This is a genomic window from Vreelandella sp. GE22 (assembly GCF_968212445.1).
The window spans coordinates 2,352,310-2,374,280 of record NZ_OZ309110.1; the positions used below are offsets into that span (position 1 = coordinate 2,352,310).

The window sequence follows — 21,971 nt, forward strand, 5'->3', positions numbered from 1 at the left end:
ATCCTTTTTGGGCCACGGACACTCACTGAAAGCACGGAAAGAAAAATAAAGGGGGTGGACCTATCCGTGTTTTCCGTGCTTTCAGTGGCGAGTTGATTTCCGTGGCATGCTTACTTTTTCTTGAGCAGGCGCTGCAGGTATTGGCCGTATTGAGTCTTGGCCAGCGGTTTGGCAAGCCTTGCTAAACACTCATCGCTGATCCAGCCATTTTGCCAAGCGATTTCTTCCAAACAGGCTATTTTTAAGCCCTGGCGGTGCTCAATAGTCTGCACGTACTGGCTGGCTTCCAATAGGCTGTCGTGGGTGCCTGTGTCCAGCCACGCAAAGCCACGGCCCAGGCGTTCTACGCGCAGGTCACCCCGTTCGAGGTAGGCGTTATTGACACTGGTAATTTCGTACTCGCCTCGCTCGGAAGGCTCTACGCCCTTGGCGATCTCGATGACGTCATTGTCGTAGAAGTAAAGGCCCGTCACCGCGTAGGCAGACTGGGGCTTCTTGGGTTTTTCCTCGATGGAAATCGCTTTGCCCGCGTCGTCGAACTCGACCACCCCGAAACGCTCCGGGTCTTTGACCAGATAACCGAATATCGTAGCCCCACTGGGCTGTTCACTGGCCCGCTTGAGCTGCTCGGAAAAGTGTTGGCCGTGAAAGATATTGTCGCCCAGCACCAAACACACAGGGCTGTCCCCTATGAATTCCTCACCGATGATGAACGCTTGCGCCAAGCCATCCGGGGTGGGTTGTTCGGCGTACTCGAGCGTAAGGCCGAAATCTTCACCATTACCCAGCAGGTTTTCGTACTGGGGAAGGTCTTCCGGGGTGGAGATAATCAGAATCTCACGAATGCCTGCCAACATGAGTACCGAGATCGGGTAGTAGATCATCGGTTTGTCGTAAATCGGTAGCAGCTGTTTTGAAACGCCGCGGGTAATCGGGTGCAAGCGCGTGCCGGAACCGCCGGCCAGAATAATGCCTTTACGTTGCGTGCTTTGGCTCATGAAAAGCCTCTTCCTTAAGTGTTAGCCACGGACACACACTGAAAACACGGACAAGGTATAAAGCCCGGTGTTTGCTGTTCAGCTTTAGGTGCCGCTGTATTCCATGGCCGGTTAATTCTCGAGGTGCTCTTTTAGTGTCAGCGCTAGCTGGCTTTGCCAGTGCGGTAGTGTGACACCCAATGCGGCCTCAAGTTTAGTCAGGCTCATGCGTGAATTGAGCGGACGCTTTGCAGGCGTTGGGTAGTCTGCCGTGGGTATGCCGGCAGTGTTCTTGGGCTTAATCGTAAGCTCCTGCCCGGCCCTGGCGGCTTGGCTAAAGATTTCACAGGCAAAGCCGTGCCAGCTGGTTTCGCCGCGTGGGGCCAGGTGGTAGATGCCTTGCGGGATGTGAATGGTTATTGGTGAATGGTGAGTGGTGAATGCTTGCGCGGTTACCTGGGCAATTAGGCGGGCGGGGGTGGGTGCGCCTATTTGATCGTTGACGATACTGAGCGTCTCGCGTTCCTTGCCCAAGCGTAGCATGGTGTTCATGAAGTTGTTGCCGCGGGCGGCGTATACCCAGCTGGTACGAAAGATCAGGTGGTTGGCGCCGCTCTCAGTAATCGCGTTATCCCCTTCCAGCTTGGTTTGGCCGTAGGTGCTCAAAGGGCCGGTGGAGCTGTCTTCCTGCCAAGGGGTTTCGCCATTACCGGGGTACACGTAATCGCTCGAGTAGTGCACCAGTGCAATACCGTTTTGGGCGGCGTATTGGGCCAGCTGCGCAGGTAGATCAGCATTCAAACGCTTGGCTTGCTCGGGTTCGCTTTCGGCTTTATCAACGCCGGTATAGGCGGCGGCGTTGAGGATCAGCGCGGGTTTGTGCTCAGCCAGGTACGCATCAACTGCATGAGAGTTGGTCAGGTCGAGCTGCTGGCGTGTAGGGGCGAAGACGTTACCGAACAGCGCGAATTGGCGCTGGAGTTCGAAACCGACCTGGCCATTGCCGCCGGTAATCAAAATAGTGAGGGGTGAAGCGTTAGGAGTGAAGGGTAAACGTTCTGATGTCATGGTGCTGCCTTCAGATGTTTGATCAGCCCGCCTAGCTGAGAAAAAATAGAGTTGATTACTGACTCCAGAAATGAAATATCAGATACATATTCTAGGCGGAGGGCTATCTGACATTGTGTTTCCAGCTCGCTGAGCGAACCACGCGCTATGTATAGGAATCGGAGAAAATCGGGCTTACTGCCACGAGCGGCTCCTTCCGCAATATTGCTCGGCACTGATACAGCGGCTCTTTGCATCTGGCTGGAGAGACCATAACGCTCAGCGGATGGAAATGAGGAGGTCATGGAGTAGATCGAGACAACCAGATCCATCGCTTCTTGCCATACCCGCAATTGCTGATGCTTCCTCATACCTTCCCCTCACCCCTCACAAGCGAAGCGCTTACCATTTACAAGCTACCCAAGCGCTCGCCCTGGTAGCTGCCGTCTTGTACGCGTTTCCACCAGGTTTCGTTATCCAGATACCACTGTACGGTTTTACGCAGGCCCGTTTCGAAGGTTTCTTGCGGTACCCAGCCTAGCTCGCGTTCGATTTTGCTGGCATCGATGGCGTAGCGTAGGTCGTGGCCTGGGCGGTCGGTGACGAAGGTGATTAGTTCTTTGTAGGTAGTAAGGGGTGAGCGCTGCGCTTGTGAGGGAGCAGGACTGTTCTCCTCACTCCTTACGCCTAACTTCTTACTTGGTATAAACTCATCCAGGATTTCACAGATGGTTTCTACTACGTGCAGGTTTGTTTGCTCGTTGTGGCCGCCGATGTTGTAGGTTTCACCTACTTGACCTTCGGTTGCGACCTTGATGAGTGCACGGGCGTGGTCTTCGACGTACAGCCAGTCGCGAACCTGCTGGCCATCGCCGTATACCGGTAGCGGTTTGCCGGCCAGGGCGTTGAGTATTATCAACGGAATCAGTTTTTCAGGAAAATGATACGGCCCGTAGTTATTCGAGCAGTTGGTGATCAGTGTGGGTAGGCCAAACGTGCGCTGCCATGCGCGTACCATGTGGTCTGAACTGGCTTTGCTGGCGGAATAGGGGGAGCTGGGCGCGTAGGGGGTTTGCTCGGTGAATAGTGAATGGTGAGAGGTAGATGATGTACCCGTAATTTCCTCACCCTTTGAGCCTGGTTCGGCAAGATCACCATATACTTCATCAGTGCTTATATGGTGGAACCGGAAGTCTTCCCTACGCTCGCCTTCCAACGTGCTCCAGTAGCTGCGCGCGGCTTCCAGCAGCACGGTGGTGCCAACCACGTTGGTTTGAACGAATTCTGCCGGGCCATCTATCGAGCGGTCCACGTGGCTCTCGGCGGCCAGGTGCATCACGACATCGGGCTGATGGGTTTCGAACAGGCGTTGCATGGTGGGAGCATCGCAAATATCGGCCTGCTCGAAGGTGTAACGCTCGCTGTTCGATATGTGTTCTAGAGATTCCAGGTTACCCGCATAGGTCAACTTATCGACATTCACTACATGATGCGCGCTGCTCTGAATCAGCTCACGTATTACGGCAGAGCCGATAAAGCCGGCACCGCCGGTAATCAAAAACGTCTTGGTCTTCATAAACTCTCTGGCCGGGTATCAGGCGCGCTTTTTCTTCTTCGATTGACGCTCGTTTTCTTCCAGCGCCTCCAGGTGCAGGCGTACGTCTCTCGCGGTTTTACCCGCGGTGCTGACTTCCTGCTTGGCCGCTATAATTTGCTCGGGCGGTGCGCCCTGCTCTTGTAGCTCGCTTAGCGTTTCCTGTGCGCCCTTTAATATCAGGTGGCTCTCGGCCAGGTAGTGGCGCGTGCCAATAACATCCTTGGGGAATTCGCTTTCGCCCGCCGCTTTTTTGGCGTCTACGTCTGCGTGGTAGGCGGCTATGGCTTCTTTGATATCGTCATACCAGTAGGCGCTTCCCCCCTTGAGGTAAAGGCCGGCTTTACACAGGTCGGTCAGAATACCTTCGCTGTGAGACACCATGATGAGCGAGGCTTCGCCTACCTTGGACTGAAACAGCTTTTTGGCTTTGTCCTTGAAGGCGCGGTCGCCCACGGCGGTGGCTTCATCGGAAATGTATACGTCGAAATCGAAGGCGAACGATAGCCCGAACGATATGCGCGAGCGCATACCAGTAGAGTAGGTGCGAATGGGCTCGTCGAACGCGCTGCCTATTTCGGCGAAGTCCTCGACGAAATCGATAATGCGCTGTACTTCTGTACCCGTGCTGCCCTGTACGCGCGCCACGAACTTCACGTTTTGCCGGCCGGTCATGCTGCCCTGCATACCACCGGAAAGCCCGACCGGCCAGGAAACGCGGCTATGGCGAATGACCTCGCCCCGCTCAGGCTTGTCCATACCAGCGATCAGGCGCAAAAGCGTCGATTTACCCGCGCCGTTGGCACCGATCAACCCCACGCTTACACCGGTGGGTATCGTGACGTTGATGTCCCTGAGTACCCAGTCGCTGCCGTGGTGGTTGTGGTAGCGCTTGTAGAGGTTTTTGATTTCGATCATGGATTTGTAAATGGTGAATAGTGAGTGGTGAATGGAAAGGTCATGGGGCGATGAGGATTCACCGACTCTTTAAGTGTTTGATTAAGCCGCCTAGTTGGGCTGAGAGTTGCTGGGTGTTACCTGTAATGGTTGAGACATCCCGCAGGTAGCTCAGGCGGTTCGCTATGAGTAATTGGGTTTCCAGCTCGCTGAGCGAGCCTTGGGCTATATAAAGAAAACGGATAAATTCTTGCGTACTTCCCCGTGCGGCACCTTCAGCGATGTTGCTTGGAATGGACACTGCGCAACGGCGCATTTGGCTTGTCAAGCCATACCGCTCTTCATCCGGCAAAGTTTTGGTTAGCGTGTATACCTGCTCCACTAGGTCCATGGCTAACTGCCAAACCCGCAGCTCTTGATGCTTACGCATACCGACTCACCATTTACCGTTCACGATTCACCACTCACCACTCACCACTCACCACTCACGATTTACGACTTACGCTCTTACACTCACCGACCGCCTCTTACGCTTATACATGGCTTCGAGTTCTTTCTTGAGTGCTTCGCGGGCGCTTTGTTCGCCGTGTACCAGGTGAATGGTGTGGGGCCAGCGGCGCATGCGTTTTACGAAATCGAGCAGGTTCTTTTGGTCCGCGTGGGCGGAGTAGCCGCTAATGGTGGTAACGCCTGCGTTTATGTCGATACGCTGGCCGTCTATCTCCACCCAGCCGCCCTTGGGGCCGTATTCCTGAATGGCGCGGCCAGGGGTGCCGGCGCCTTGGTAACCTACGAACAGTACTTGGTGGCGGGCATCGCCTAGCATGGCTTTTAGGTAGTTCATGATGCGCCCGCCCGCGCACATGCCGCTGGCGGCAATGACCACAGCGGGCCTGCCGCTTTTGGCCAGGTATTCTACGGTTTGCAGGTATTCTTCGTGAGAATCGACCGTGTAGAGGTTGGCGAAGTTTAGCGGGTGGCGCCCGCTTTTTAGGCGCTTTTGGGCCTCATCGTCCCAGTAGGGTTTGAGCTCGCGGTACACCTTCGTGAAGCGGGCGGCGAGCGGGGAATCGACGATGATTTCCAGGTCTTTCCACCGATCTTTTTTCGCCTCGAAAATGATGCTTTCAAGCTCATACAGAAGCTCTTGGGTACGGCCAATGCTGAAGGCGGGCACCATGACCGTGCCATCGTTTTTAAGCGCTTGGGTGATGGCACTTTTGAGTACTGCTCGCCGATTTTCGCGATTGGGGTGGGTGCGGCTGCCGTAGGTGCTTTCCAATACCAGCTGGTTACAGCCATGGGGTGACTTGGGGGCCGGCAGTAGCGGCGCGTGGGGGGCGCCCAAGTCGCCAGAGAACACGACTCGCTCTTTTTGCTGACTGGAGAGGTCCTGATGGCTTACTTCTACGTAGCTCGAGCCCAGTATGTGCCCTGCCCGCTTTAGCTTTATGCGGGTATTGGCGTTTTCATCTGCTACTACCGTGTGCCACTTGCCGTAGGCCACGCTTACAATTTGGGATTCTAGCTGTGCCTGGAAGCGCTCGATCAGTTGGGCATCGCGGGTGAAGCCTATTTTAAGCGCGTCTTCGATCACCAGCGGTAGCAGTTTAGCCGTGGGTTTCGAGCAAATAATGGGGCCTTTGAAACCCGCCGCCAGGAGGTACGGCAGCCGCCCTACGTGGTCGATATGTACGTGGGTAACGATGAGTGCTCGTACCGTGGATATATCGAACTCGATTTGTAGCTGCTCGAACGAATCTTCATGGGCATCCTCGCCCTGGAACAGGCCGCAGTCTATTAGCAGCGAGTTTTCGCTGTTTAGTATTAGCTGGTGGCAACTGCCGGTGACGCCGTTGGCGCCGCCGTGGTGGAGGATGTCTAGCATGGTTAGCCGTATGTTTGGCGTGAGGAGCCGTTAGTTTGGGAAGGCTTTGCCTTCCATCGCCGGATGAATCCAGCTCCTACAAGGGTGACTGGATCATTTGAATCGTAGGAGCAGGCTTTAGCCAGCGATTTGTTGAATGAGGCGCCGTTAGTCAGGAAGGCTTTCGCCTTCCATCGCCGGATGAATCCAGCTCCTACAAGGGTGACTGGATCATTTGAATCGTAGGAGCAGGCTTTAGCCAGCGACTTGTTGAATGAGGCGCCGTGAGTCAGGAAGGCTTTGCCTTCCATCGCCCGATGAATCGGGCTCCTACAGTGTGGCGAGATCACTGCCTGATCGTAAGGGCGAGCTTTAGTCGGCGGTTGGGTGTATGTGGTGCGTTAGTTCGGGAAGGCTTTGCCTTACATCGCCGAAGTGTAGGACCACCGATGAATCGGGGTCCTACAAAAGGGGTCGCTTGGCATCGCGCCTCAATAGCCATTTTCCACTCACTAATCGCGGTGGTCCTTCACGATCATGATGATCATGCTTAGGATGAACGCGAGGAAGATGGTGATGATGGCGAATACCGTGCTGTTGTAGAGCCGGTTGGGCGATACCGGGTATTCCGGTAGTAGCGGGCTTTGCAGTACGCTTACCTGCTTGAGCTGGCGGGCGGCTTCCAAGCGGGTGTTTTCGAGGGCGGCCAGGGCGCTGGAGTAGGTTTCCTGGGCGAACTGGGCTTGTAGCTCCAGGGTTTCGTACTCGGCGGAGACGCGGTTCAGCGCGCCGCCGGCGGCCTGGGCCAGGCGTTCGCTTTGCTCGCTGATTTGGTCGCGCAGCGCGGTAATGTTGCGCTCGACCTGCCGGAGCTCGGCAGATTGGGAGCTCTGGAAGCTGGCCAGGGCATCGCGTTGGGCTTGCGTCCTCGCGAGATCGCCTTCCAGTGTGGCCACAACTTGGTTCAGGCTTTCTACCGTAGCCGTGGGGGATATCAAACCGTACTCGTTTTGAAACTCGAGAAGTTCGCTACGGGTTTCACGAAAACGCTCTTCAAGACGCACCATTTGCTGTTCCAGAAAGCGCACCTGCTCTTGTGCCAGGCGGTGGCCCATGGCGTTCATGTGATCCTCACCGGCCTCCAGCAGCATAGCGGTCATCTGCTGGGCGAACTCGGGCGTATAGCCCTCTACCTCTATATTGAGCACGCCGGCATACTCGTCCATCTCGATCTCGACCCGGCGTTGATAGTAGGCGTGCAGGTCTTCGATGGGTGCATCGGCATGCCAAAGCGTTGCGAAAATATCGCCGTGGGTGCTGTAGTGTTCGCGAAAGCCGAGTTCATGGTCCAGGTGGCGCAGCATATCCACCGATAACAGGTGTTCGCGCAGCAGCAGCAAATCCTGGGTATTGCCCGCACCGCCACCCATGAGCGACGCAAAGCTGATTTCTGGTGTGGCCACCTGGGGGCTTTCCAGCACGACCGTGGCGCGGGAAACATAGCGCTCCTGCGCCCATACGAACCAGTAAAAGGTAACCAGAATGATGGCAAGGATTGCGACAGCCCAATGGGGCGATGTTTTAACGAAACGAGAGAGAGAACCTTGCATGAATTAGCTTGCCTTTAACCGGTCAACAAAGCGCAGGTGCATAATGAGCCCTACCGTAATGAGCGAGAGCGTAAAGAGCCAGAAGTAGAGCATGCTAGTGCCGTGCACTACCTTGTAATTTTCGAAAAAGCCTAAACGGAGTGTTTCGAGGCCGTGGGGAATGGGATTGAGCATCAGGTATTCCAATAGCCAGTGGGGTAGACTATTGAGTGGCAAAATAACGCCGGAAAGAATAAGAAGCGGCAACGTTAATATGCGAACTACTCGGCCGATCTCGGGCACTAGCGTAGCTGCTACCGACACCACCAAACCCAGCCCCAACCCAAGGCTCCAAAGCGAAAGCCAAGCGGCCATGACCCGAATCGCATTATCCGGATACATATCCAAGCCGAGCATTAAACCACCTACGATAAAGATTAAAAATACGAATGTGCGTAGGGTGCCTTCTAAAAAGTTGCGCACGAGCACCGGGTCTATAGGTTGCACTTGTCGATAAGCAAATAGAGCCTTGCTGGAGTCCACCGCCCCCATTCCACGCATCATGCCCTCGCGCACAAGGAAAAACCCCATCAAACCGGCAATTAACCAGGGAATAAAATCCGCATTGGCAATCAGTTGATCACCACGAATAAAGCTGCGAATACCTACCATCACCGCCACAAATGCCACCGGCTCGAAGATCATCCAGAACCAGCCCATGCGGTCGGACATGGTGCGCGAGATAGCCTCGCGCATGAACATGGCGTACCACACACTGCGGGTTACCTGCCACGGCGTGCGGGCGCCGCGGCGTGCCGTTGGGTTATCGGCCATGGTTAAAGATCGACCGCGACGCGCGTGGCCACGGCTACCTGGTAAAGAATTTGTGTCAAGGTAGCGGCTAGCTGCAGGTTGTGCGTTGGCGCGGCGGGCATAACGAGAATCTCATCACCCGCACGCAGGCTGGCCTTGCGCGCATTTTCTACCGCGCCGTTTTGGCGGACGAGCAGGATATGGTCGTCGTCGGCACGGTTGGTAAAGCCGCCGGCGCTTTCGATATAGTCGATGACGTTCATGCCGGGGCGGTAAACGGCGGCCTGAGGCACCAGTACCTCACCACTGACCAGCAGAGAATCACTGATTTCGGGGATGGTGATGACATCGCCATCCTGAAGGCGAATATCCGAGATTTTGCCATCATACGCCACGACCATACGACCGCTTGGCTCCAGCTCGCGTGCACGCTCGACAAAGTTTTGAATGAGCTCCGCTTCCTGGGCGCGTACCTGGGCTTCTTCGTTAGTGCTCGAGGGGGCGCTTAGGTAAGTCGTTTCCAGCCGGCGCAGGCTATCTTCCATGGATTGGCGTTGCTGCTCTTTTACACTTTCACGCTGAATAGAGACACTTTCAACCGCCGTCATGCGCTCGGGTACGGCCACGGCGTCCAAAAGTTCACTTAACCGTGCATTACGCGGCAGCGCATAGCGTGAGGGGCCGTAGTAGCTACCTTCTAACTCGACCACGATCGTCTCGCTGCGCTGGTCGGCGCTAAAGGTGACTTCATCGCCGCTGCGCACGGTTTCACTCGAGAACTGGCCCAGCGGAAAGTACTGAGCAATAGGGCCGCTGGGGCGGTCGCCACGAAGCAGCACGTGGGAAACGCCGCTTCTTAGCCGCGCCAGGTTGACAAGCTCCGCCCCGCTTAAGGTGTTGCCGGTCAGTTCGTAGCGCAGTTCGCGGTGTACGTCTCCCACTACGGCAATCGCCGGGCCGCGCTCTTCAACCACGATCGTGTCGCCGTCCTGGAACTGCGGGCGGGGGATGGTACCGTTGATGAGAAAGTCGTAAAGGTCGACGGTGGCAATCTGGCTGCCGTCACGCATCACGCGAAGCTGACGGTAGCTGCCCAGGTCCTGGTCGATACCGCCGGCCTGGTCCAGAAAGTACAAAAGCGAATCATCCGGCGTACCGGCATAGCGGCCGGGGTTTTCCACGTAGCCGGTGACGTACACCGCCACAGGCTGTACGCCCTGCAGGTTGGTATAGACTTCGACGTTATCCGGGTACACCGAGGTAATCGCCTGGCGTACGGTGTTATCCACCTGCTGGCTGCTCAGGCCTTCCACATTGATAGGGCCAGAACCGGGGATGAAAATATTGCCTTGGGCGTCCACGGGCAGAGAGCGGTCCAACTCGATCGCCCCCCAAGCACGTACGGTGACCTGGTCGCCAGGCTTGATGCGATAGTCAGCATTCATGCCATCGCCTATCGCGCCGCGAAAGCCGCCGGTAAACAGGTTAAAGCCAAACGGCGGGAGTAGGTCCGGGTTTCTGGGTTGATTTCTGGGCAGCGGGCCATAGGTGCCGCTTCGCCAGTCGGCGCGGGGCGCGTCTTCTACTTGCTGCTGCCCCTGGGCCGCCTGCCCCCCTTGGCCTTGCCCCTGACCCTGGCGCTGGCTTTGGCTTTGGCTTGAAGACTGGCTGCTGCGTTGGTTGGAGAGCGTATTGTCGGGCAGGCTCAACACCTGGGCCTGGGCGGTCGTTTCCAAGGCCATCAAACAGCTCAACGAAACGGCAGCAAGCGTTTTGGTAACGCTCAGGCGTTTATGAAAGGTAAATACGTTCATTGCAACCGCCCTTCTACCGTTTGTGTGACGACACGCTGATTGACCCAGCCCTGGGGCGTTTTACATGCCAGCGCCCGGCGGTTTTCACCTTGCGTGGCTATAATTTGCAGGCGTCGGCATTCGCGACCGCTTGCCGCCAGGTACGGCTGGTCGGCGACGATTTCGACGTTGTTACCCCAAGGGCTGCTAACTGCACTGACGACACCCCCGGCGGGCGACTGCTCTAGAAAGCCATTGATGGTGTCGTTGTTGATGGCTTGGGCACTGTCGTTGTTCAGCGCGTACTGAAGCTGCGATTCGCTACCCGAGGGGTAACGGGTGGCACACCCGCTCAACAACGCCAGGCTAACGGCGGTGAGCAGCAAGCGCACGGATACCGTTTGGATACGTGGGGTATAGATCATTTTGATTCCCAGAAAAAAGGCACGCTACCGCCCGGGGATTAAACCGGGCGCTTTCCCTTGCCCTACACTTTACTATGTAAAAACGTGGGGTGCGCTATCGCAGCGCCGTAAAATAGACGGCCATTGTATGTGATTCCTCTTTAGCGCTCCACCTCAACAAATCTTTTACAAATTCCACGCTTAAAACGTTTATTCACTATATGTTGTTTTATTGATACAAAAAAAGCCGACCTTTCACCGGGCCGGCTTTAAAGCGAAGGTGGCTTAAGGGCTCGCGTTAAAAGAGCTAGCGCCCACCTGCGATCCAGTAAACGTCGCCAGAGGATGCCCGAATGGCCGGTGAATCGGCTTCGGCGACTTCCAACTTCACTACTCGAAACATTTTTATGCACAATAAAAAAACCGGCCCCAAAAGGGGCCGGTTCCATATACTGCAGGGGGTACTTCTTAAGCGCTCGGGTCAATTAAGCCGGGCTTAGAAGAAGTAACGCGCGCCTGTCAGCCAGTATACGTCGTCAGTCAGGTCGCTAAGCGTACCGTCGCTGCCGAAGAAGTCGTCGTTACGGTTAACGCGCGGTGCGTCAGCGTCAGCCACTTCCAGGAATACGTCGAAGTTGCTGGAAACGTTGTAGTACGCGCCAGTCGCCCAAGAGCGGCTGGTTTCGGCATCGTCACGCTCGATGTTGTAGTAATCGATGTTGAATGCCCACGGGCCGGTAGTGAAGGTACCACCAACGCCTACGGAGTCGTAGCCGCCACCGCGAGTATCTACTACGCCCAGCGGGCCAGTGCGTACTGCGTCGCTGCTGTTGTCACGACCTTCGTAACCCAGACGAGCAGAGAACTGATCGGTGAAGTCATAAGAACCGATCAAGCCGTACAGCATTTCACCGTTACCGCCATCGCCACGGGCAACGTCATCGATGAAACCTAGACCAACGGTAACCGGGCCTTCAGCGTAGCGAACACCACCCTGTGCGGCAGTTACGCTGCCTTGATCAGACGTTTCACGACCCACTACGACATCACCAGAAACCGGATCAGTGATGGTTTCGTCGACCATGCCGCGCTCGCTGTAGTGCTTCGCCTGTACGAATACAGTGAAGCCTTCCAGGTCAGGCGTGTAGTAACCGATCGAGTCGCCGCGAGACTGCTTCGCATGGCCACCGAACCTGTAACCCTGGTCGACGTAAACGTCGAACGGCAGAGAAACGAACTGGTTGTAGAAGCTGTCGAAGTTACCTGCTTGGAACGTACCGAACTGCTGGCTGGTCATACCGAGGTAGGACTGGCGAGTTTCGGAGAACGCGTCGAAGTTGTTGCCGTTACGGTTACCGGATTCGTCGGCACGGAAACGCCACTCAAGACGACCGAAAGCGGTCAGGTCACGAGTAACTTCCTGGCTCAGACGGAAGCCAAGACGCGAAGAGATGTCGACGAATTCCGGATCGTTGTCGATTTTTACGCCGCCGTCTTCTTCCGGGCCGCCGCCTGCAACGCCGAGTGCGATACGGCCGTACAGGTCAACTTTGGTGCCGTCTTCGTCGTAAACAGTGGCTGCTTGAGCGGCAGCAGAAGCGCCCAGAGCGGCGATGACAGCAGTCGCTAAAAGTGTCTTTTTCATGATGTAGGTTCCTTAACTAGCTTACTGTTTCGATCGTGTCTGCCAGACTTTTATAAGCCTGCAGGTTGGCCTTTGGGTCATGCTCTTCTGCCATCCGCCGGTTGAGCCAGCGATATGTGGCATGTCCTCTCTAAAGCCTTGTTATAGTCCAATGCTCGCAAGTCAAACTCTATACCGGGATTCGAGGGAACGCAATAGAAAAAAACAGTGTTCTTTTACGATTTGCGCTTTTTTATGGAACCCACGGCCTGTTGATGAGTCTCAGCGCCCTTCGAATTTCTGCATTAGCCCTTTTATTTTCTCTTCCATGCTAAGCGGTTTTGCTTCATCGCTTTTTTCCGGCGCCTTGTTTTGCGAAGCGCGCGGTTCAGTGGCGCCAGCAGAAGCATTCTCGGTCTTATGGCCTTGCGGGTTCGGTTTTTTAGGCGCTTTGTCGTGCACCTGGCTCGAAGCTTGACGAGCGGGTTTCTCGCCTGCTTGGTCCTTGCGCCGTTCGTTGGCGTGAAGCGAAGCCTCTTTATCTACTTTCCCCGCGGGCAAGCCATCCAGATCGACCCGCTCTGCCCCTTCGCGCATGGATTTCACGTAGCGTGGCAAATTGACATAGTTGGCGAGCGCCCGGCGTATCAACTTGCCAGACCAGGGTTCGCGCTCGGCCAGGTCATGATGAATACCCACCTTGAGCGGTTTGGTGTGCCCTTTGAAAAACGCATGGGGGTAGCGCTCGTACCACTGTTTCAAAAGCGCGTGGGGCGAAGGCTGCTGCGTATCGGAGGATTCCTGGGCGTTCGATGGGTCAGCCTGCGGAGCTTTCTGCGCCTGGGGCTCTTCTACATGCGGCTTTGATGCCAAAGGCTCGAACGCACTACCCCCTTGTTCCAGATGGGCCTGCACCGGGCTATGGGCCGAAGGCGTCACTTGCGGCTGCGGCGCCTTTTGCACCGCATCAGGCGTTGGCGGCTGTGCGATTTGGCTTTCGCCCGCCACGGCTGAAGGCGGTGTAGAGGACACCGCCTCGCGGGCAAGCTGCTCGCGAAGCGCGGTATTTTCCCGGCGCAGTAGCTCGAGTTCTTGCTGAGTGCGCTGGAGGTGCGTCTCCAGTGATTCGATCAAACTATTTACGCTGGCGGCCATGGCGCCCTCCCTGGAACTGGTCAGTCGTCAATACGCTCGTAAACGACAAAGTCATAATGCGGCTGCCCTTCGCTGGGCGTACCCGCCACGCGCTTTACTTCTCGAAACGTTTGCGGCGGTATTGCCGGAAAAGTGGTGTCGCCTTCTACCTCGACATCCACCTCGGTGACGTAGAGGCGCTGGGCATACGGCAACGCCTGGCGATAAATTTCGCCGCCCCCCATGACCATGATCTCTTCCGCTGCTTCTATCGTGGCTTGCTGGTCGGCAAGGGTCAGCGCACTTTCAAGATCATGACAGACACGAACCCCGTCGGCGTCGAATTGCGGGTCTCGAGTCACCACGATGTTCAAGCGGTTGGGCAGCGGCTTGCCAATGGAAGCGTACGTCTTACGTCCCATTACCAATGGTTTTGCCTGGGTCTTACGTTTAAAGAACTTCAGGTCTTCTGGCAAGTACCAGGGCAAATTACCTTCAACGCCAATCACGCGGTTTTTGGCCATGGCGACGATCATTGCCACCGGCACCAAGGGCTCATGGTCGAGTTGCGGGCTCATACGGCCACCTTCGCTTTGATGTGGGGATGAAAGGCATAGTCGTCGATGCGGATATCGTCGAAGGTGAAATCGAACAGGTCCGTGACCTCCGGATTCAACCAGAGCCTGGGAGGGCTATAGGGCGCGCGGGCCAACTGCTCTTTCGCTTGGTCGAAATGGTTACTGTAAAGGTGGGCATCGCCCAGGGTGTGAATGAACTCCCCGGGTTTTAGGCCACTCACCTGGGCCACCATGCACGTAAGCAGCGCATAGCTTGCGATATTGAACGGTACGCCCAGGAAAATATCCGCACTGCGCTGGTAGAGCTGGCAGGAGAGCCGGCCATTGGCCACGTAGAACTGGAACAGGCAGTGGCACGGCGGCAGTTTCATTTCATCGACCTGGGCCGGGTTCCAGGCCGACACCACCAGCCGGCGGGACTGCGGCGCGGTGCGGATCTGCTCGAGTACGTTGGTTATTTGGTCGACCCCTTCGCCGCCTTTCGGGTCGGGCCAACTGCGCCACTGGTAGCCGTACACCGGCCCCAGGTCGCCGTTTTCATCCGCCCACTCGTCCCAAATGCGCACCCCATGCTCTTTCAGGTAGCCAATATTGGTATCGCCTTTCAAAAACCATAAAAGCTCATGAATGATGGAGCGCAGGTGCAGCTTTTTGGTGGTTAAAAGCGGGAACCCACGGGCCAGGTCGAAGCGCATCTGGTGGCCAAAAAGAGACCGCGTGCCGACGCCGGTACGGTCATCCCGGTCGGTGCCCTGCTCCAGCACGGTATGCATCAGGTCCAGATAAGGCTGTTCCAGCGCGGTGGAGGTCGCTTGAGGTGCGGCGGTTGCAGGCGTTGAGGCAGTCACAGGGTTTCCAGAGTTGCAGATCATTAAAGGCTTTATTCTAGGCAGGGGCCGATGAGAAATACAACGCCGCCCGCCCCAGGTATCCGTTCGTTCAACAAGGCCCTGACAGGGCGCTAAAAGGTGCTGGGCACGTTAAACCACTTTCGCATCGACCGGGTTGGTGCGCGACCACACCATGAACGCCACGCCCAGCGCGATCATCGGCAGGGTCAACAGCATCCCCATGGTGACCCAGCCAAAGGCGATAAACCCGATGTGGGCATCCGGTAGGCGCACGAACTCCACCATAAAGCGGAAGACACCGTACCCCAGCAGGAAAAGGCCCGAAACGAACCCGCGGGCACGCGGCTTGGCCGACACCCACCAAAGAATCACGAAGAGCACCAGTCCTTCCAGCAGCGCCTCATAAAGCGCAGAAGGATGACGTGGTTCTGGCCCCATACCGGGAAACGGCATTCCCCAGGGCAGCGAGGTAACCCGCCCGGGCAGCTCATGATTGATGAAGTTACCAATGCGCCCGGCCCCCAGGCCGATAGGCACCAGCGGCGCGATAAAATCGGTCAGGGTGAAAAAGGCCAAGCGCTTGCGCCGGGCGAAGAGCCAGGCGGCGAGCAGAACGCCGATTAGACCGCCGTGAAAGCTCATGCCGCCGTCCCAAACACGGAAGACCCAGAGCGGGTCCGCCGCCCACTGCCCCAAACCGTAGAACAGCGCGTAGCCCAAACGCCCACCGGCGACCACGCCCACGGCGCAGTAAAACAGCAGGTCGCTGATATCGTCGTTGGTCAGGCCAATGCGCGCCGCGCGTTTGCAGCCAAGCCACCAGGCCGCCACGAAGCCGACAACGTACATCAGCCCGTACCAGTGAACCTGCAGGGGCCCGAGAGAAATCGCTACCGGGTCAATCGCTGGGTAATTGATCATCAACCGCCTCTAGGTAAATCAAGACAAACAAACCAGTTCAGGTCATCGCGGGCTTATCACCGCGCTGCCTTTTCGTTTTTTAGTTCAGCGCCGTCAAGCCAGTATAAAGCGAAGCCCCACGACGGCCAGCAGCAGCGCAAAGGATAACCGCAATACGCGAGCCGACAACACGTGGGCCAGCTTAACGCCTACACGGGCAAAAGGGACACTGGCCAACACGATGCCGGAAAACGCCGGCCACATGATAAAGCCGGTGGACCAGGCCGGCAGCAACGCGTTGTTCCACCCCACTACGATAAAGGTGAGCGCGCCGACCAGCGCAATGGGCAGCCCGCACGCCGCCGAGGTACCCACTGCCTGGGTCATGGTGGCGCCGCAGCGCGAAAGCCAAGGCACGGTCATCGCTCCGCCGCCGATACCGAATAACGCCGAGATGCCCCCGACGATGCCACCGGCGATCGTCATGGCGATTTTACCCGGCGCTATCGAGCCCGGCTTTGGCTTGAGCCCTAGAACCATTTTGCCCGCCAGCAAAAGCACGAACACGCCAAAAAGCGTGCCCAGCACCGTGCCGGAGAGATTCCCTGCGATGAAGACGCCACCAATGGCGCCCAGCATCAGGCCCGGCAACAGCGCTATGAACCAGGGCCGGTGAATACTGCCCTTACGGTAATGCCCCAGGGTCGACGACGTACCGGTGACCACGATGGTGGCAAGCGAGGTACCCACGGCCAAGTGCATGGTGATTTCCGGCGCCACGTTTTGCAGATTGAATGCAAACACCAGGGCGGGAACGATGATCAGCCCGCCGCCAACGCCGAACAGCCCGGCCATGGTGCCAGCCGCCGCGCCCAAAAGGAGATAGCCCAGTAGTGTGATCGCAATGCTCATGATGCAGCGCTCTTACCGATTGAGAGAGGGTGTTTTGCGCTTGCCCCTGCCGGAAGGCGGCGGGCAATATGAGCAGATGATAACATTTAGCCCCTTTCGATGGGGCGCCATGGTCCACTTTTGAAAGGCGATCGACGCCATGTGTCTACTTACCTTTGCCTGGAACCCGGGCAGTGCCACGCCCTTGAAGCTCGCCGGTAACCGCGACGAGTTTCACGCCCGCCAAACGGCGCCGCTACACCACTGGCAAGACCACCCGGACATTCTGGGTGGGCGCGATTTACAGGCCGGCGGCAGCTGGCTGGCGGCCAACCGTCGCGGGGTGGTGGCGGCGCTCACCAACGTACGCGAGCCCGGCGCGGCGCTCCCCGCCAGCGCCCCTAGCCGGGGCGAGCTCGTCTTTCGGGCATTACGTGCCGATGACCCGGCCGCCTGGCTTCACCAGTTGGTCAAAGACGAAGCCGCGCACTTTGGCGGTTTCAACCTGCTGGTGGCTCACAACGCGACGCTTTGGCACGTGCATCGCGGGGTCGCGGGCGTTTTTATCGACCGCGTGCCGCCGGGCGTGCACGGGCTTTCCAATGCACGCCTGGATACGCCCTGGCCCAAGCTGACCGCCGCCCGCCAGGCGCTCGAAGAGGCGGGAAGCGACTGGCAAGCAGCCACCGCCCGGGCGCTGCATGACCCCAACACCGCCGCGGACGAAGCACTTCCCCATACCGGCGTAGAAGCAGGCCTTGAGCGTCGCCTTTCGGCCGCGTTCATCGTCGGGGAAGACTACGGTACCCGCGCGACCACCTGGCTGAGCCTGGACGCCCAGGGCCGCACCCAAATGACCGAGCAACGGTTTGGCCCCATGGGGCGGCGCGAGGGAGAAACCACCCTAACCCAGCCCCGCGCGCCGCTTTAAAGACGCGTTTAGTCGCGGGGTGGCAGCAAGTGGGTTAGCTGCCACTCGTCCATGCGCTTGTTCAAGTGCTGGCGCACCAGGGCCGGGGTATCCAGCGCCATGATCTCATCCAAAAGCGCTTGGGCATCGGTGAGCGGCACGCGGCGAATCGCGGCGCGCACTTTCGGCAGGCTAGGCGCATTCATCGAGAGGCTCGAAAAGCCCATCGCCATGAGTAGCAGCGCGCCGGCCGGGTCGCCGGCCAGTTCGCCGCAAAGCGAAATCGGCTTTTTCAAGCGCAAGGCGTCCTGGGAGAGCTCCTGGAGTGCGCCGAGAAGCGCCGGGTGCAGCGCATCGTAAAGGCTCGAGACGCGTGGGTTGTTGCGATCTACCGCCAGCAGATACTGGGTCAGGTCATTACTACCCACCGAGAAGAAATCGACCCGCTTGGCCAGCGCATCCATTTGGTAAATGGTGGCGGGCACTTCGATCATGACGCCTACCTGGGGGCGTCCGACGGCGACCCCCTCCTCGCCCAGCTCGAGAATGGCGCGGTCCAGCAGGCGCAAGGCTTCGTCGACCTCTTCCACGTTGGTAATCATGGGGAAGAGAATATAGAGGTTATCGATCCCATGGGAGGCCTTGAGCATGGCGCGCAGTTGCACCATTAACACTTCCGGGTGGTCCAGCGTCACCCGCATGCCTCGCCAGCCCAAAAACGGGTTGGCTTCCTCGATGGGAAAGTACGGCAGGTCTTTGTCGCCGCCGATATCCAGCGTACGCATCACGACCGGCAGCGGCGCGAAGCCTTCCAACTGCTCGCGATACATGCGCATTTGTTCTTTCTCGCCGGGAAAGCGCTCGGCGATCATGAACGGCACTTCTGTCCGGTAAAGCCCCACCCCGCCGATACGGCTTTTGAGCAGCGCACTGGCATCCACCGCCAACCCCGTGTTCACCATGAGCGGAAGGTTGTGGCCATCCGGCGTTTCGCTGGGCAGGTCCTGCTCGTGCTCGAGCATGTCGCTCAGCGCCTGCTCTTCAGCAATCAAACTGGCATAGCGCGCCTTGAGCTCTGGCGAGGGGCGCACGAACATGCGCCCTCGGTGGCCATCCAGCACGACCGGAGCGCCGTTCAAGCGCGGCAGCGGTAAATCGACCATGCCTAGCACCGTGGGAATGCCCATCGCCCGGGCCACGATCGCCACGTGGGAGGTGCTCGAGCCGCGCACGGATACCAGCCCTTTCAGCTTACCTCGGGGTACTTCACCCAGCATGGCCACACTGATCTCGTCACCGACCAGAATCGCGTTATCCGGGTAGGTTTCCGGGGTCGAGGGGGTATCCTGCTGAAGATGTGCCAGCACTCGCCGGCCCAAATCGCGAATGTCGGCGGCACGCTCGCGCAGGTAGTTGTCGTCCACACGTTCGAGATACTGAACGTGGCGGCGTACCACATCCGCCAACGCCCCCGGCGCCCACTGCCCTTCGCGAATGCGCTTTTCGACCTCTTCGGAAAGCGCCGCCTCGCCCAGCATCTGCTGGTAAACGTCAAATAGCGCCAGCTCCTGGGCGGAGATACGACTGGCCAGGCGCTCGGCGGCGGCGCGGATTTCGCGGCGGGTTTGTGCAATGGCCTCTTTCAAGCGGGCGACTTCGAAATCCTGGTCGCTTGGAACCAGATCCGGCACGCTGTTCAAATCCGCCGGTGGGCTGATCACGACGGCTTCGCCGATCGAGACCCCCGGTGAGGCCGCCACCCCCTTGAACATCGCCTGGCCGCCAGGTAGCGCCGGGCGCGAGAGATTCCCGGTGGCTAGCGCGTGGGCCAGTACCCCGGCCAGCTGTGCGGCCATGGTCACCAGGAACGCTTCGTCTTCGTCGTCGTAGCGGCGCTTCTCGGCTTGCTGTACGACCAGCACGCCCAACATTTGGCGCTGGTGAATGATGGGCACGCCTAGAAAGCTCGAGTAACGCTCCTCGCCGGTGGCCTCGAAGTAGCGAAACTGGGCGTGGGCCCGGGCGTCTTCCAGGTTCAGCGGCTCGCTGCGCTTGGCCACCAGCCCCACCAGGCCTTCGCCCAGCGGCAGCACCACGCGGCCCACGGCTTGAGTGCGCAGGCCAATGGTTTCCATCAGCACCAGCGACTCGACATCGCTATCGTAAAGATAGAACGAGCAGACATCGGTCTGCATTGCCTTGCGGATACGGCGCACCATGGTAGACAGCGCGGCTTCCAACGTTCGCGCGCCGTTCACTTCTTGTATGACGCGCCTCAATACCTCCAGCATGGATGTTTTAGACTTCACTTTTGTTGTCCTCGCTGAGGGGTAGGCGGCACGGCGAGCAGCGGCTTGGCCAGTAGCGCTTTTCGATTGCGCTATTGACCCTATGCCGACCCGCCGTGTTGTTCACGCTATTCATCTCCCATTGCCAAGCGCTGCACGCGAGGTGAAAGCTCGCGCAAGGCCCGCCGGTAGACTTCCCGCTTGAACGGCACGACCTGACCCAAGGGGTACCAGTAGCTGACCCAGCGCCAGCCGTCGAATTCGGGTTTGGGGGTTGCCGTCATGCTGATCCGGTTCTCCTGACACCGAATCCTGAGTAAAAACCACTTCTGCTTTTGACCGATACAGACCGGTCGCGAGTGGGTACGAATCATGCGTCGTGGCAGACGGTAGCGCAGCCACCCCCGGGTACAGGCGACAATGTCAACATCGTCGGCGGTCAGGCCGATCTCCTCAAACAGTTCACGATATAGCGCTTGTTGTGGAGTTTCGCTTGCTTTAATGCCTCCCTGGGGGAACTGCCACGCATTTTGTCCTACGCGACGCGCCCAAAGCAGCTGCCCCTGGCTATTGACAATGATAATGCCAACATTGGGGCGAAAGCCGTCAGCGTCGATCACGGACTTCACCTTCTTGAATTTTCAGTTGTCCCCATTTTTCCACAAGGCAGACAAGCGTATCAATACAATATAACGCTCGGGGGCAATAACGGGGGAAACGGGGGAAAACAGTGCGTTCGCGGTGGGCAGCGACCTGGGTCTCTGAGATAATTCTGTGCGCTTAACGTTAAGCGGCCTGAATCCAAGACCTATACACCAACAAGGGGAACACGGTGAGCCTGGCCATTTTCGATTTGGACAACACGCTACTCTCGATTGATAGCGACCACGCCTGGGGCGAGTTTTTGCTGGAACAGGGCGCCGTGGACCCGGTGGCGTACCGCGAAGCCAACGACCGTTTCATGACCGAATACGAAGCGGGCACGCTGGATATGGCGGCATTTTTGGAGGTGGCCTTGAAACCGCTGGCCGAAAACTCCCCGGAGCAACTGGCCGCCTGGCACCAGCAGTTCATGGCCAGCAAGATCGAACCGCACATTCTCGCCAAGGGTGAAGAGCTTCTGGCCCGCCACCGCACCAAAGGCGATACGCTGTTGATCATTACCGCGACCAACCGTTTCATTACCGGGCCGATTGCCGAACGCCTGGGCGTGGATGACCTGATCGCCGTCGAGCCGGAAATGGTCAACGGGCGCTACACCGGCAAGGTCACCGGCGTGCCGAGCTACCGCGAAGGTAAGGTCACCCGTTTACAAGCGTGGCTGGAAACCCAGGACCACACCCTGGATGGCACATGGTTCTACAGCGACTCGCACAATGACCTGCCGCTTTTGGAACAAGTCGAACACCCGGTCGCCGTCGACCCCGACGCCACCCTGCGCCAGATTGCCGAAGAGCGCCAATGGCGGATCATGAGTTTGCGGGATGATTAATGGGTGAATTGTGAATGGTGAATGGTGAATGGTGAATGGTGAATGGTGAATGGTGAATGGTGAATGGTAGGAGCAGGCTTCAGCCAGCGATGCAGCGCAACGCGCTGCCGGGGTTGGTGATTATGGCAACCTGTAATGCCTTCGTCACCCAAGGGCGGCTAACGCCGCCATCGCCCAATAGAATTGGGCTCCTACAATGGAGCCGTGCACTCATCTATTGTAGGAGCAGGCTTCAGCCAGCGATGCAGCGCAACGCGCTGCTGGGGTTGGTGGTGGTGGCAATTTAAATGCCTTCACCACCCAAGGGCGGCTAACGCCGCCA

At 57.9% G+C, this 21,971-nt stretch carries 21 protein-coding genes; 2 read left to right on the forward strand and 19 right to left on the reverse strand.

Annotated features, from left to right (window positions below):
• Positions 1 to 110: 110 nt before the first annotated feature.
• The 17 genes from rfbA to ACWHRL_RS11255 form a co-directional block, all read right to left on the reverse strand.
• Positions 111 to 998 carry a glucose-1-phosphate thymidylyltransferase RfbA gene (rfbA, locus tag ACWHRL_RS11175; RefSeq protein ID WP_447893719.1) on the reverse strand — a complete coding sequence of 296 codons (888 nt, stop codon included), beginning with the start codon at positions 996 to 998 and terminating at the stop codon, positions 111 to 113.
• 111 nt (positions 999 to 1,109) lie between these two features.
• Positions 1,110 to 2,045, reverse strand: a complete 936-nt coding sequence (gene rfbD, locus ACWHRL_RS11180; RefSeq protein ID WP_447893720.1) for a dTDP-4-dehydrorhamnose reductase — start codon at positions 2,043 to 2,045, stop codon at positions 1,110 to 1,112.
• Positions 2,042 to 2,395 (reverse strand): four helix bundle protein, encoded by a 354-nt coding sequence (locus ACWHRL_RS11185; RefSeq protein ID WP_447893721.1) that lies wholly within the window; start codon positions 2,393 to 2,395, stop codon positions 2,042 to 2,044. The genes rfbD and ACWHRL_RS11185 overlap by 4 nt, the downstream gene beginning before the upstream one ends.
• A 38-nt stretch (positions 2,396 to 2,433) precedes the next feature.
• Positions 2,434 to 3,600, reverse strand: coding sequence for a dTDP-glucose 4,6-dehydratase (rfbB, locus tag ACWHRL_RS11190; protein ID WP_447893722.1), 1,167 nt, complete (start codon positions 3,598 to 3,600; stop codon positions 2,434 to 2,436).
• Between the two features lie 18 nt (positions 3,601 to 3,618).
• Positions 3,619 to 4,536 carry an ABC transporter ATP-binding protein gene (locus ACWHRL_RS11195; protein ID WP_447893723.1) on the reverse strand — a complete coding sequence of 306 codons (918 nt, stop codon included), beginning with the start codon at positions 4,534 to 4,536 and terminating at the stop codon, positions 3,619 to 3,621.
• 58 nt (positions 4,537 to 4,594) lie between these two features.
• Complete coding sequence (locus tag ACWHRL_RS11200; RefSeq protein WP_447893724.1) at positions 4,595 to 4,945, reverse strand: four helix bundle protein; 351 nt, start codon at positions 4,943 to 4,945, stop codon at positions 4,595 to 4,597.
• A gap of 69 nt (positions 4,946 to 5,014) precedes the next feature.
• Positions 5,015 to 6,403, reverse strand: coding sequence for an MBL fold metallo-hydrolase RNA specificity domain-containing protein (locus ACWHRL_RS11205; protein ID WP_447893725.1), 1,389 nt, complete (start codon positions 6,401 to 6,403; stop codon positions 5,015 to 5,017).
• A 491-nt stretch (positions 6,404 to 6,894) separates the two neighbouring features.
• A complete protein-coding gene (locus ACWHRL_RS11210) occupies positions 6,895 to 7,992 on the reverse strand; it encodes a chain-length determining protein (protein WP_447893726.1) in 1,098 nt (365 codons plus the stop codon).
• 3 nt (positions 7,993 to 7,995) lie between these two features.
• Complete coding sequence (locus tag ACWHRL_RS11215) at positions 7,996 to 8,805, reverse strand: ABC transporter permease (RefSeq protein ID WP_447893727.1); 810 nt, start codon at positions 8,803 to 8,805, stop codon at positions 7,996 to 7,998.
• Between the two features lie 2 nt (positions 8,806 to 8,807).
• Positions 8,808 to 10,598: a polysaccharide biosynthesis/export family protein gene (locus ACWHRL_RS11220; RefSeq protein ID WP_447893729.1), complete on the reverse strand. Its 1,791-nt coding sequence runs from the start codon at positions 10,596 to 10,598 to the stop codon at positions 8,808 to 8,810.
• Positions 10,595 to 11,002, reverse strand: a complete 408-nt coding sequence (locus ACWHRL_RS11225) for a DVU3141 family protein (protein WP_447529210.1) — start codon at positions 11,000 to 11,002, stop codon at positions 10,595 to 10,597. The genes ACWHRL_RS11220 and ACWHRL_RS11225 overlap by 4 nt, the downstream gene beginning before the upstream one ends.
• Before the next feature lie 475 nt (positions 11,003 to 11,477).
• Positions 11,478 to 12,626: a porin gene (locus tag ACWHRL_RS11230; RefSeq protein ID WP_447893730.1), complete on the reverse strand. Its 1,149-nt coding sequence runs from the start codon at positions 12,624 to 12,626 to the stop codon at positions 11,478 to 11,480.
• A 261-nt stretch (positions 12,627 to 12,887) separates the two neighbouring features.
• Entirely contained in the window at positions 12,888 to 13,760 is an 873-nt protein-coding gene (locus tag ACWHRL_RS11235) for a ProQ/FINO family protein (protein ID WP_447893731.1), read from the reverse strand.
• Positions 13,761 to 13,780: 20 nt separating this feature from the next.
• Complete coding sequence (locus ACWHRL_RS11240; RefSeq protein WP_447893732.1) at positions 13,781 to 14,317, reverse strand: dihydrofolate reductase; 537 nt, start codon at positions 14,315 to 14,317, stop codon at positions 13,781 to 13,783.
• On the reverse strand, positions 14,314 to 15,090 hold the full coding sequence (locus ACWHRL_RS11245) for a thymidylate synthase (RefSeq protein WP_447896167.1): 777 nt from the start codon (positions 15,088 to 15,090) through the stop codon (positions 14,314 to 14,316). Before ACWHRL_RS11245 ends, ACWHRL_RS11240 begins: the two co-directional genes overlap by 4 nt.
• A gap of 207 nt (positions 15,091 to 15,297) precedes the next feature.
• Positions 15,298 to 16,089 carry a prolipoprotein diacylglyceryl transferase gene (lgt, locus tag ACWHRL_RS11250; protein ID WP_447893733.1) on the reverse strand — a complete coding sequence of 264 codons (792 nt, stop codon included), beginning with the start codon at positions 16,087 to 16,089 and terminating at the stop codon, positions 15,298 to 15,300.
• A gap of 93 nt (positions 16,090 to 16,182) precedes the next feature.
• Entirely contained in the window at positions 16,183 to 16,980 is a 798-nt protein-coding gene (locus ACWHRL_RS11255; RefSeq protein WP_447893734.1) for a sulfite exporter TauE/SafE family protein, read from the reverse strand.
• A 139-nt stretch (positions 16,981 to 17,119) separates the two neighbouring features.
• On the opposite strand from ACWHRL_RS11255, the gene ACWHRL_RS11260 reads away from it, so the two are divergent.
• The gene (locus tag ACWHRL_RS11260) at positions 17,120 to 17,890 is read left to right on the forward strand and encodes an NRDE family protein (protein ID WP_447893735.1); all 771 of its coding nucleotides are present in this window, start codon (positions 17,120 to 17,122) and stop codon (positions 17,888 to 17,890) included.
• A gap of 8 nt (positions 17,891 to 17,898) precedes the next feature.
• On the opposite strand, the gene ptsP is transcribed toward ACWHRL_RS11260, so the two are convergent.
• Both ptsP and ACWHRL_RS11270 read right to left on the reverse strand, forming a co-directional pair.
• Complete coding sequence (gene ptsP / locus ACWHRL_RS11265; RefSeq protein WP_447896168.1) at positions 17,899 to 20,160, reverse strand: phosphoenolpyruvate--protein phosphotransferase; 2,262 nt, start codon at positions 20,158 to 20,160, stop codon at positions 17,899 to 17,901.
• A 125-nt stretch (positions 20,161 to 20,285) separates the two neighbouring features.
• Positions 20,286 to 20,777: an RNA pyrophosphohydrolase gene (locus ACWHRL_RS11270; protein WP_447893736.1), complete on the reverse strand. Its 492-nt coding sequence runs from the start codon at positions 20,775 to 20,777 to the stop codon at positions 20,286 to 20,288.
• 212 nt (positions 20,778 to 20,989) lie between these two features.
• On the opposite strand from ACWHRL_RS11270, the gene ACWHRL_RS11275 reads away from it, so the two are divergent.
• Positions 20,990 to 21,649 carry a histidinol-phosphatase gene (locus ACWHRL_RS11275; RefSeq protein WP_447893737.1) on the forward strand — a complete coding sequence of 220 codons (660 nt, stop codon included), beginning with the start codon at positions 20,990 to 20,992 and terminating at the stop codon, positions 21,647 to 21,649.
• Positions 21,650 to 21,971 lie beyond the last annotated feature (322 nt).

Excerpts from the sequence above, each read along its gene's own strand:
- ACWHRL_RS11195 (WP_447893723.1), bottom strand. The coding sequence starts at position 4,536 with ATGATCGAAATCAAAAACCTCTACAAGCGCTACCACAACCACCACGGC.
- ACWHRL_RS11185 (WP_447893721.1), bottom strand. The coding sequence starts at position 2,395 with ATGAGGAAGCATCAGCAATTGCGGGTATGGCAAGAAGCGATGGATCTG.
- ACWHRL_RS11245 (WP_447896167.1), bottom strand. The coding sequence starts at position 15,090 with ATGCATACCGTGCTGGAGCAGGGCACCGACCGGGATGACCGTACCGGC.
- lgt (WP_447893733.1), bottom strand. The coding sequence starts at position 16,089 with ATGATCAATTACCCAGCGATTGACCCGGTAGCGATTTCTCTCGGGCCC.
- ACWHRL_RS11235 (WP_447893731.1), bottom strand. The coding sequence starts at position 13,760 with ATGGCCGCCAGCGTAAATAGTTTGATCGAATCACTGGAGACGCACCTC.
- ACWHRL_RS11240 (WP_447893732.1), bottom strand. The coding sequence starts at position 14,317 with ATGAGCCCGCAACTCGACCATGAGCCCTTGGTGCCGGTGGCAATGATC.
- ACWHRL_RS11200 (WP_447893724.1), bottom strand. The coding sequence starts at position 4,945 with ATGCGTAAGCATCAAGAGCTGCGGGTTTGGCAGTTAGCCATGGACCTA.
- rfbB (WP_447893722.1), bottom strand. The coding sequence starts at position 3,600 with ATGAAGACCAAGACGTTTTTGATTACCGGCGGTGCCGGCTTTATCGGC.
- ptsP (WP_447896168.1), bottom strand. The coding sequence starts at position 20,160 with ATGCTGGAGGTATTGAGGCGCGTCATACAAGAAGTGAACGGCGCGCGA.
- ACWHRL_RS11210 (WP_447893726.1), bottom strand. The coding sequence starts at position 7,992 with ATGCAAGGTTCTCTCTCTCGTTTCGTTAAAACATCGCCCCATTGGGCT.
- ACWHRL_RS11205 (WP_447893725.1), bottom strand. The coding sequence starts at position 6,403 with ATGCTAGACATCCTCCACCACGGCGGCGCCAACGGCGTCACCGGCAGT.
- rfbD (WP_447893720.1), bottom strand. The coding sequence starts at position 2,045 with ATGACATCAGAACGTTTACCCTTCACTCCTAACGCTTCACCCCTCACT.
- ACWHRL_RS11260 (WP_447893735.1), top strand. The coding sequence starts at position 17,120 with ATGTGTCTACTTACCTTTGCCTGGAACCCGGGCAGTGCCACGCCCTTG.
- rfbA (WP_447893719.1), bottom strand. The coding sequence starts at position 998 with ATGAGCCAAAGCACGCAACGTAAAGGCATTATTCTGGCCGGCGGTTCC.
- ACWHRL_RS11215 (WP_447893727.1), bottom strand. The coding sequence starts at position 8,805 with ATGGCCGATAACCCAACGGCACGCCGCGGCGCCCGCACGCCGTGGCAG.
- ACWHRL_RS11255 (WP_447893734.1), bottom strand. The coding sequence starts at position 16,980 with ATGAGCATTGCGATCACACTACTGGGCTATCTCCTTTTGGGCGCGGCG.
- ACWHRL_RS11220 (WP_447893729.1), bottom strand. The coding sequence starts at position 10,598 with ATGAACGTATTTACCTTTCATAAACGCCTGAGCGTTACCAAAACGCTT.
- ACWHRL_RS11225 (WP_447529210.1), bottom strand. The coding sequence starts at position 11,002 with ATGATCTATACCCCACGTATCCAAACGGTATCCGTGCGCTTGCTGCTC.
- ACWHRL_RS11230 (WP_447893730.1), bottom strand. The coding sequence starts at position 12,626 with ATGAAAAAGACACTTTTAGCGACTGCTGTCATCGCCGCTCTGGGCGCT.